The sequence below is a fragment of the Fuscibacter oryzae genome (assembly GCF_016765795.1).
Lineage (GTDB): Bacteria > Pseudomonadota > Alphaproteobacteria > Rhodobacterales > Rhodobacteraceae > Fuscibacter > Fuscibacter oryzae.
In genome coordinates this window covers 113,245-122,968 of sequence record NZ_JAESVP010000011.1, presented here as the reverse complement: position 1 = coordinate 122,968, position 9,724 = coordinate 113,245, and the positions used below count along the sequence as shown (strand labels likewise).

8 protein-coding genes and 2 tRNA genes are annotated in these 9,724 nt (G+C 64.5%); 2 read left to right on the top strand and 8 right to left on the bottom strand.

Going from position 1 to position 9,724, the window contains the following annotated elements; genetic code table 11:
• Positions 1–299: 299 nt before the first annotated feature.
• The 6 genes from JI744_RS17565 to JI744_RS17540 all read right to left on the bottom strand — a co-directional run bounded on the left by JI744_RS17565 (position 300) and on the right by JI744_RS17540 (position 6,769).
• Positions 300–389, bottom strand: a tRNA-Ser gene (locus JI744_RS17565).
• Positions 390–451: 62 nt separating this feature from the next.
• Positions 452–1,168 (bottom strand): alanyl-tRNA editing protein, encoded by a 717-nt coding sequence (locus JI744_RS17560; protein WP_202662475.1) that lies wholly within the window; start codon positions 1,166–1,168, stop codon positions 452–454.
• Positions 1,165–3,630 carry a DUF3772 domain-containing protein gene (locus JI744_RS17555; RefSeq protein WP_202662474.1) on the bottom strand — a complete coding sequence of 822 codons (2,466 nt, stop codon included), beginning with the start codon at positions 3,628–3,630 and terminating at the stop codon, positions 1,165–1,167. The genes JI744_RS17560 and JI744_RS17555 overlap by 4 nt, the downstream gene beginning before the upstream one ends.
• Positions 3,579–4,613 carry a cysteine synthase A gene (locus JI744_RS17550; protein ID WP_202662484.1) on the bottom strand — a complete coding sequence of 345 codons (1,035 nt, stop codon included), beginning with the start codon at positions 4,611–4,613 and terminating at the stop codon, positions 3,579–3,581. The genes JI744_RS17555 and JI744_RS17550 overlap by 52 nt, the downstream gene beginning before the upstream one ends.
• A 69-nt stretch (positions 4,614–4,682) precedes the next feature.
• Positions 4,683–5,306 carry a hypothetical protein gene (locus JI744_RS17545; RefSeq protein ID WP_202662473.1) on the bottom strand — a complete coding sequence of 208 codons (624 nt, stop codon included), beginning with the start codon at positions 5,304–5,306 and terminating at the stop codon, positions 4,683–4,685.
• A gap of 74 nt (positions 5,307–5,380) precedes the next feature.
• On the bottom strand, positions 5,381–6,769 hold the full coding sequence (locus tag JI744_RS17540; protein ID WP_407927609.1) for an aspartate aminotransferase family protein: 1,389 nt from the start codon (positions 6,767–6,769) through the stop codon (positions 5,381–5,383).
• A gap of 267 nt (positions 6,770–7,036) precedes the next feature.
• Between JI744_RS17540 and recJ the strand changes: the two genes are divergently transcribed.
• Together recJ and JI744_RS17530 are read left to right on the top strand one after the other, a co-directional pair.
• Positions 7,037–8,779, top strand: coding sequence for a single-stranded-DNA-specific exonuclease RecJ (gene recJ, locus JI744_RS17535; RefSeq protein ID WP_202662471.1), 1,743 nt, complete (start codon positions 7,037–7,039; stop codon positions 8,777–8,779).
• 55 nt (positions 8,780–8,834) lie between these two features.
• A tRNA-Glu gene (locus JI744_RS17530) sits at positions 8,835–8,909 on the top strand.
• Positions 8,910–8,929: 20 nt separating this feature from the next.
• On the opposite strand, the gene JI744_RS17525 is transcribed toward JI744_RS17530, so the two are convergent.
• A complete protein-coding gene (locus JI744_RS17525) occupies positions 8,930–9,337 on the bottom strand; it encodes a phage holin family protein (RefSeq protein ID WP_202662470.1) in 408 nt (135 codons plus the stop codon).
• A 4-nt stretch (positions 9,338–9,341) separates the two neighbouring features.
• A complete protein-coding gene (locus JI744_RS17520; protein ID WP_202662469.1) occupies positions 9,342–9,695 on the bottom strand; it encodes a glycine zipper domain-containing protein in 354 nt (117 codons plus the stop codon).
• Positions 9,696–9,724 lie beyond the last annotated feature (29 nt).

Sequence of the window (9,724 nt, the reverse complement as noted above, 5' to 3'; positions counted from 1 at the left end):
CCTGTTCCCTGATCATCCCGATAATCTGCGCCTCGGTGAAACGGCTTTTCCTCATGTCGTCTGCTCCTTCTCAGGTTGGGCAGACTCTACATCACAGCGAGGGAACTTCCGGGGGGCAGGTCATGCGGGCTATTCACCATATCTGCGCAGTCATGAGGTCCGGAGAATTTGGGCCCCGAGAGACCGCTTCCGGGCCGCTTGGCGCTGGCGCCGGTGCTCAGCCCCACCGGCATAACCCTCGAAAACAACGAAAAAATCCGGCCACAGCCGGATCGGGAGAACGCTTTCGCGGGGGCAAGTGGCGGATCGATAGGGATTCGAACCCTAGAGACGGTTCCCCGCCTACACACTTTCCAGGCGTGCGCCTTCGACCACTCGGCCACCGATCCGTTGCGCGCTCTTTAGCGCGGGGATCGGGGGCAAGGCAAGGGGGCCGGCGCGCAAAATAAGCTCATTCCAGCACAAGGGTTACACGGCGGTTCTGGCGGCCCTTGTTTTCCACCTTGCCCAGCGTGACCCGGCCAATCTCGGCGGTGCGGGCAACATGGGTGCCACCGCAGGGTTGCAGGTCCACCTGACCCGCGCCCTGCCCGATCTGCACCAGCCGCACCCGGCCCTGCCCCATCGGCGGCATCACCGACAGCGTTTTCACCAGCCCCGGATTGGCCAGCAGCTCCTCATTCGTGATCCAGCTATCAGTCACCGCCAGATCACGCCCGATCAGCGCGTTCAGCGCCGCCTCCAGCGCGGGCATATCGGTTGGCGGTTCCGGCATGGCAAAATCAAGCCGCCCACGGTCGGTGCCGATCTGGCCGCCCGTCACCGGCAGCGGAATGACGACCGACAGCAGATGAAGCGCCGTATGCACCCGCATGTGGCGATAGCGGCGGTTCCAGTCGATGCGCTGGCGCACCTCTGCCCCCAACGGCGGCAGGGCGGCGGGTTCCGCCGGAACCAGCGCGATGCGTCCACCCTCCACCTTGACCGCCGTTGCAACCGGCAACCGCCCGCCCGCCCATTCAACATGGCCGGAATCGCCGGGCTGGCCGCCTGCGGTGGGGTAAAACACCGTGCGGTCCAACACCATGCCACCCTCGGGCGTGTGGGCGATCACCTGGCCTGTGGCCTCTTGCAGATAGGCGTCGGTGCGAAACAGGGGGTCGGTCATGTCGCAGGTGTCTCTGGCACAGGGTCGGGCAAATCGGGCGGCAGCGAGGCGGCGGGCGCTGGCGACCAGCCATGGCCCTGATGCACCACCATTTCGGGCGTGCCGGGCACGACGACGATACCCTCCTCGATAAAGCGGCGCACGATGGCGCGGTTCATTTCGGTGCGCACATTCAGCGAAAAGTTCACGTCGCGCAGGATCACCCGCACCTCGTAATTCAACAGGTTGGCGCCGAACCCCATGAGCGCCACCTGCGGCGCGGGCTTCAGAATGGCCAAGGGCTGCGCCTCGGCCACTTCGCGCAAAATCTGTTCAACCTTGGCAATATCGGCGCCAATGCCGACATTGATCTGCAAGACCAGCCGCCCGGTCAGGTTGAACCGGGTCCAGTTGGTCACCCGGCCCGAAATCAGATCCGAATTTGGCACGATCACGTCAGAGCGGTCAAAGGTTTGAATCCGCGTCGCGCGAACCGAGATGGCCTTGACGATGCCTTGGGTGGTGCCAACCTCGATCCAGTCGCCCTCGGACACCGGACGCTCGATCAGCAGGATCAGGCCAGAGACGAAATTGGAGACGATGTTCTGCAAGCCAAAGCCGATACCGACCGACAGCGCACCAGCGACGATGGCCAGACCGGACAGGTCAATCCCGGCCGCATTGATCGCAACCAGCGCCGACAGCATAACCCCGGCATAGCCGACGCCCGACACCACCGCATTGCGCCCACCCTGATCCAGCGAGGTGCGCGGCAGGATCGAGGACCGCAGCCCCCCCTGCAAAACCCGCGTCAGCGCATAGCCAATGCCAAAGACCGCGGCCAAGATCAGGAAGTTGGTCGGCGAGATCTGCACCCCGCCCAGCGACACCCCGGTGCGGAACGAACTCCACAATTCCAGCAGATCGACAGTTCGCGCCCCCCAGATCAGCGCCAGCAGCGGCAGCGCCGCCAATGCCAGCACAAAGCCGCCCAGCACCGGCAGCAGCGCGTCATGCCGCGCCTCGGTTGATCGTGACAGCGTAACGTAAAGCTCTGCCATAAAGCCTTGCAAAACCACGACCATCGCGAACAGCAACAATGTGTTGATCGCGGGCCAGATCAGCGCATTGGCCGCACTGACATAACCTATCACCCCCAAGGTCGGCGCAACCACGGCAATGGCAATCGCAGCCGTGCCGGCCCAGTTGACCAGACGGGCGCTGAAGGGCGGTTCATCCGTGCCAGCACCCGTGGTGCCCTGCCGATGCAGAATCTGGCCCAGACGAAACAGCGCCACAGCCGCAAAAATCTGCAATGGCACCACCAGAACCGAGATGGCGGCATCGGTCATCTGCGCGACCTCTTGCGCCTTGTCAGCGGCCATGATGCCCGATCCGCCCAGATAATCCGAAGCGCGCGGCACGATCCAGGCCTCGACCAGATCATAAAGCGCGACCGCCACCCCCAGCAGAACCGCCTGCAACCGCCCTTCGCTGCGCCCTTCGGGGCCAATTCCGATCAGGCTTTCCTGCTCTGGGCTGGCGGGAAAGAACCGCAACGCCAGCCAGCGGGCCACAAAGATGGTCAGCACAAAGCCCGGCAGATTGGAAAACAGCGACAGCACGATCGGCCCGAACAACGCCGTGCTGTCCATCGCAATCCACAGCAGAACCGCGCCCACAATCGGCAACCCGATCTGCCCCAGCGAGACAAAACCGGAAATCAGAGTGTTGGCGCGTGCCTGCGTCTTGCGAAGAACAAAAGCCGCAAAGCGCTGCATCCAGCGCGCACCGCGGGCCAGCAGCAGAACCGAAACCGTTACCAGAACCAGGATCAGCGGCGCGTTGTCGCGCAGTTTCTCCAGATTGAGCGGTCGGGTGAACCGCCAGCGCGTCTCGTCCCAGATCCACTGGCCCATCCAGCGGAACATATTGACCGCAACCGGCCAGTTCACCGGATTCGCCGCCGAGGGCGACAGCCGCAACAGCTTGTCGGCTTGCCGTTCGCGGATCTGCTTGTCCACCGCCCCGATGATGCTGTCGGCGCGGGTCGCGGCCTCGGTCGCGCTCAGAACCGGGGCTTGCAACTTGGCCAGCGCGGCGGTCAGATCGGCGCGGCGCTGCGCGATGGCTGCATCTTCGGCCTGCCCTTCGGCGGGCGGTGGCCCAAGGGCGGCGATCTGACTTTTCAGCGTGGTGATCTGATCGGCGTTCACGCCCTGAGCGGCGGTAAAGGTCGCGCGCCATTTGACCATCTCGGCGCGCATATCGCCCAGACGCTCATCCGTAACCTCGGGCTTCGACACCATCTCTTCGACCCCGGTGGCCACGGTGTCGAAAGCCTTGTAATCCTTGTCGCCCGGCTGATCCTGCGCCAGCGCCGGGCTTGCCAGCACCAGTGCAACGATCAGCGCGCGGAATAGCCCGGCGATCATGCGTCTTCGTAAACGGTCGGCAAGGCGCGCGGGGCGCGGTCCAGCCATTCGGGCACCGGCAGGCCCTTTTCCTTCAGGAAGGCCGGGTTGAACAGCTTGGACTGATAGCGGTTGCCGTAATCGCACAGAATGGTGACGATGGTATGCCCCGGCCCCATGTCGCGCGCCATGCGGATGGCCCCTGCGATGTTGATGCCCGACGATCCGCCAAGGCAGATGCCCTCATCCTCCAGCATCTCGAACACCAGCGGCAACGCCTCGGCATCGGGGATCCGATAGCTGAAATCTGGCGTAAAGCCTTCAAGGTTCGCGGTGATCCGCCCCTGCCCGATACCCTCGGTAATCGAAGTGCCGGGGCTGTCGAACTGCCCGGTGGTATAGAAGGAATGCAGCGCCGCCCCCTCGGGGTCGGCCAGACCGATCTTTACACCCTTTGGCTGCAAGGCCATACCGCAACCCGCCAGCGTGCCACCCGAGCCAACGGCGCAGATAAAGCCGTGCACCTTGCCGCCGGTCTGCTCCCAGATTTCCGGGCCGGTGGTTTCGATATGGCTTTGACGGTTGGCCACGTTGTCGAACTGGTTGGCCCAGATCGCACCATTCGGCTCGGTCCGCGCCAGTGCCTCGGCCAGACGGCCGGAATAGCGCACATAATTGTTGGGGTTTTTGTAGGGTGCTGCCGGAACCTGCACCAGTTCGGCCCCCGCCAGCCGCAGCATGTCTTTCTTTTCCTGACTTTGGGTTTCAGGAATGACGATCACGGTGCGAAACCCCATGCTGGCCCCCACCAGCGCAAGGCCGATGCCGGTGTTGCCAGCCGTGCCTTCCACAATGGTCCCGCCGGGCTTCAGCTGCCCCTTCGCGATGGCGTCGCGGATGATGTACAGTGCCGCACGGTCCTTGACCGACTGGCCGGGGTTCAGGAATTCGCATTTGCCAAGGATATTGCATCCCGTCAGCTCTGACGCCCGCTTCAGCTTCAAAAGCGGCGTGTTGCCGATGGTGTCTGCAAGGTCGCTGTGAATGCGCATCATGTCCCCCTTTGTTCGTCTGCCCCTGTGTAGGGGCAAGGCCGGGCAAACTCAAGGGAAGGCCCATCCTCAGGCAGGGGTCAGCGCGGTAATCCCGTTCTCTTTGCCGTCGCGCACGGTCTCCAGCCCCAGCCCCAGTTGCGGGAAGTAAACCCACCGCAGGCTGCGGCTGCTGCCCTTGCCGGTGAAACTGGCCTCGACCGACAGCGCCAGATAAAAGCAGCCCGAAAGTTTCACCTCTCGCGGATCAAAGCAGCGATACTGTGCCTTCCATTTCGCGCGGGTGCGTTCAACGGTCGCGGCCTCGTCGCTGATCGTGACCTCCACCTCCTCTTTCACGGTGCCGGCCCAAGTTGCGCCGTCCTCGGGGGTGATGATCTTCGGGCTGTGGCTCCAGGTAAAAGTGGGGGCCGAGGCGCCGACCATCGGCTCCTCGCTTTCCTCGACGATGCGCTGCACCTCGAAAACACCGTTCTTCACCCGGCGCTGATCGATCCAGGCGCCGCGGTTGGTCACATAGTCAATTGTCACCCAACCATCGGCCTCGCGCCTGGCAAGGCCGGTGCTGCCATCCTGACGACGAAAGGCGATGCCCTTTGCCAGATCAAGGGGCTTGCAGGTGGCGGCCAGCGCCGCACGCGGCAAAAGCAACAGGGCGGGGGCGGCAAGAAAATGACGGCGATTCAACAGCATGGGGATCCCTGAAATGAAACATGGCGCGAGATTACCCCGCGCCATGTATCCTGTCAGGTGACAAATCCATTTACTCAGGCCGAAACGAACAGCCCTTCGTCCTTGACGATCTTATAGGCCTCATCCAGCGACTTTTTCGCGCGCTCGACCAGAATGTCGATCTCGGCCGTGGTGATGACCAAGGGGGGCGAAATGATGATCCGGTCGCCGACATGGCGCATGATCAGGTCATTGGCAAAGCACCGCTCGCGCACCTTGTAGCCGACGGTCCCGGCCTCGGCGGCGAATTTCGCGCGCTTTTCCTTGTTCGGCGTCAGCGCCAGCGACCCCATCAGGCCAACCAGCTTGGTCTCACCCACCATCGGATGGTCGCGCAGGGCATCCCAACGCGCTTTCAAATAGGGATGGGCGACATTGGCGACATGCTCGACCACATGCTCTTCCTGCATCAGGTGCAGGTTTTCCAAGGCCACCGCGCAGGCGACCGGATGACCCGAATAGGTATAGCCGTGGAAGAACTCACCGCCCTCGGCCACCACTTCGGCAACGTCGTCCGACAGGATCGAGCCGCCGACCGGCTGATAGCCCGAGGACAGGCCCTTGGCGATGGTTATGATGTCGGGCTTGATGTCAAAGGTGGTGCTGCCAAACCAGTTGCCGGTGCGGCCAAAGCCGGTGATGACCTCATCGGCAATCAGCAGGATGCCGTATTTCTTGCAGATGCGCTGGATTTCCGGCCAGTAGGTGCTGGGCGGAACAATCACGCCACCGGCGCCCTGAATCGGTTCACCAATAAAGGCCGCGACGTTTTCAACGCCCAGTTCCTCGATGGCCGTCTCCAGCTCGCGCGCCCGCAGCAGGCCGAACTCTTCGGGCGTCATGTCGCCGCCCTCGCTCCACCAGTCGGGCTGGCCGATGTGGTGGATACCTTCGATCATGCCGCCATGGGCATGGATCGGCTTCATCCCGCCAAGGCTGCCACCGCCCATGGTAGAGCCATGATAGCCGTTCCAGCGCGCGATAATGGTGCGCTTTTCGGGCTTGCCCTTGACCTGCCAATAGCGGCGCACAAGGCGGATGTTGGTGTCATTGGCTTCGGACCCCGACGAGGCGAAGAACACCTGGTTCATATGCGCCGGGGCCAGCTCGGCGATCTTGGCCGCCAAGGCAATCGCGGGCACATGGGTGGTCTGGAAGAAGGTGTTGTAATAGGGCAGCTCTTCCATCTGGCGCGCCGCCACGCGAGCCAGTTCCTTGCGGCCATAGCCGATGTTGACGCACCACAGGCCGGCCATGCCGTCGATGATCTTGTGGCCCTCGCTGTCCTTCAGCCAGACGCCATCGGCCGAGGTAATCACCCGCGCGCCCTTTTTCGCCAGAGCATTGCGGTCGGTAAAGGGGTGAAAATGGTGGGCCGCATCCAGCGCCTGCAATTCGGCGGTGGGCAGGTGGTTGGTGATCATCTGGTTCATGGCATACCTCCGGGCGCTGCCCCGAATCCGGGGCTTGGGGATCAGGTTATGATCAAACGTGGTAAGGTTCAAGAAATTTGATCAAATTTTGATAGCGCGCTGATTGACAGGTCTGATGCCTCCGGCGGGAGTATTTTTGCCAAGAGGAAGCCGCACCTTTCCTCTTGGCAAAAATACTCTCTGGGGGTGCGGGGGGCGAAGCGCCCCCGCTCGCCGGTTCCCCTTGCGCCACGCCTCGGCCTGTTGCATCCCCATGGCATGACAACGCGCGCATTCCTCAACGTAGACCATTCCCTGACCGCCCGCCGCTGGGTCGGGCCGGGGCCAGAGGCGGAGCGTCTGGCCGAGGCGATGGCGCAACAGACCCGCCTGCCCCTGCCGCTGTGCCAGACGCTGGTGGCGCGCGGCGTGGCACCAGAGGGCGCGGCGGCCTTTCTGGCCCCGCAACTGCGCGACCTGCTTCCGGACCCGCTGGTGTTGCGCGACATGGGCAAGGCGGCGGCGCGGTTTCTGGTGGCGGTTCGGGCGCGCCAGCGCATCGCGGTGTTTGCCGATTATGACGTGGATGGCGGCACCTCTGCCGCGCTGCTGATCACCTGGCTGCGGGCGATGGGGCGACAGGCAACGCTGTATATCCCCGACCGGATTGATGAGGGCTATGGCCCCAACGTCCCCGCGATGCAGACGCTGGGCGCGGCGCATGATCTGATCCTTTGCGTCGATTGCGGCACGCTTTCGCATGAGCCCATCGCGGCGGCGGGTTGCGATGTGGTGGTGCTGGACCACCACCTTGGCGCCGAAACCCTGCCTGCCGCACTGGCCGTGGTGAACCCCAACCGGCAGGACGAGACCGGAGACCTTGCGCATCTGTGTGCTGCCTCGGTCGTCTTCCTGATGCTGGTCGAGGCGAACCGCCAGTTGCGGTCAGAGGGCGTGCAAGGCCCCGACCTGATGGCGATGCTGGATCTGGTAGCGCTGGCCACGGTGGCCGATGTGGCCCCGCTGATCGGCGTCAACCGGGCGCTGGTCCGCCAAGGTCTGAAGGTCATGGCGCGGCGCGACCGGGTGGGGCTGAAGGCGCTGGCCGACATTGCCCGGATGGATCAGGCCCCCACCGCCTATGCGCTTGGTTTCGTCCTTGGCCCGCGCGTCAACGCCGGGGGCCGCATCGGGCAGGCCGATCTTGGTGCGCGATTGCTGGCCACCGATGACCCGCGAGAAGCCGCCGCACTGGCCGCCCGACTGGACGGGTTGAACACCGAACGCCGCGAGATCGAGGCGCAGGTGCGCGATGCCGCCATGGCGCAGGCCGAGGCGCGGGGGCTGGATTCGCCGCTGGTCTGGGCGGCTGAAGAGGGCTGGCACCCCGGCGTGGTCGGCATCGTCGCCAGCCGGTTGAAAGAGGCGACCCACCGCCCCGCCATTGTGATCGGGTTCGAAAACGGCATCGGCAAGGGGTCGGGCCGGTCGATCAGCGGCGTCGATCTGGGGGCGGCGGTGCATCGGCTGGCCGCCGAAGGGCTTCTGGTCAAGGGCGGCGGGCACAAGATGGCGGCGGGCCTGACCGTGGAACGCGCCAAGCTGGAACCCGCGATGGCGCGGCTGGCCGACTTGCTGGCCCGTCAGGGCGCGGGCGACAGCGGCCCCGGCGATCTGCACATCGACAGTCTGCTGGCCCCCGGCGCGGTGACGCCCGAACTGATCGAGCAGATCGAGGCCGCCGGCCCCTTCGGCGCGTCGGCCCCTGCCCCGCGTTTTGCCTTTGCCGATGTGGCCGTGGCGGGCCGCAAGATCGGTGAGAAGCACCTGCGCCTCACGGTCAGCGACGGGCTTGGCGGCCGGCTGGAGGCCATGGCCTTTGGCGCGTTTGACACGCCCCTTGGCCCCGCGCTGGAAAACCCCGGCCACAAGCGGTTCCACCTGACCGGACGGCTGGAGCTGAACCACTGGAACGGCAGGGCGAAACCCCAGCTTCGGCTGGAAGATGCGGCAGAGGCGTGATTTTCCTCTTGCGCGTCCCTGCGGCCCGGCCTATTAGCCGCTCCACCGAAAGAGTGGCCCGTTCGTCTATCGGTTAGGACACCTGGTTTTCAACCAGGTAAGAGGGGTTCGACTCCCCTACGGGCTGCCACTTTCGATACCCCGACATTGTTACTTTTTGCCGAAAAGCTTCAAGCCAAGCACCAGCCCGGCCAGCCCCGCCGCGCCCAATGTCACCGATGGTGGCAGCTTGGCGGCCTCATCTTTCAATGATGACGCCAGCTTGCCGGCCTCTGCCTGCATATCCTGCAACCCTGCCCCCCTGCCGCGCCGGACCACGCCAGACAGCCACAAAAACAACAGACCCAGCACCAGCGCGCCCCCCGACAGGATCAACGCTGCTGCGACCGGGTTGGTCATTTGGGCCAACCAGATGCCAAGTGCCACCGCCAGACTGGCCACCGAAATCAGCAGGAACAGGGCCGCCAGCACTGCCAGCGCTAGGCTTTGCCCGATCCGACGCCGCGTGTCACGCAGCGCCAGCCGGGCCAGCGCGGTGATCAGCGCAAGGCGGCCCATGCCCTTACCTCCGCGCCAGCAGCAGGCCGACCAGCAGGCCAACCCCGGCGGCAATGCCCATGGCCTGCGCCGGGTTCTGGCGGGCATAGGCTTCAACCTCATCCTTGGTTCCGGCAACGCGCGCCTTTGCATCGGCCAAGGTCTCGCCCGCAGCCGCCTGAGCCCCGGTGGCGGTGGTACGCAGGGTTTCAACGCCTGTGCGGCCAATGTCGCCAACGGTCGCGGTCAGGGTCGCAATCTCATCCTTCAGCGTCTGGAACTGCGCACGCAGGGCATCGGCCAGCGTCGGGTCCAACTGCTCCAGCGCCTTGTCCACTTTGGCTTCCACCTCGGCGGCGGCTTTGGAATTACGGGCCATGTCAGCTCTCCTACAAACGGGTTTCTGCA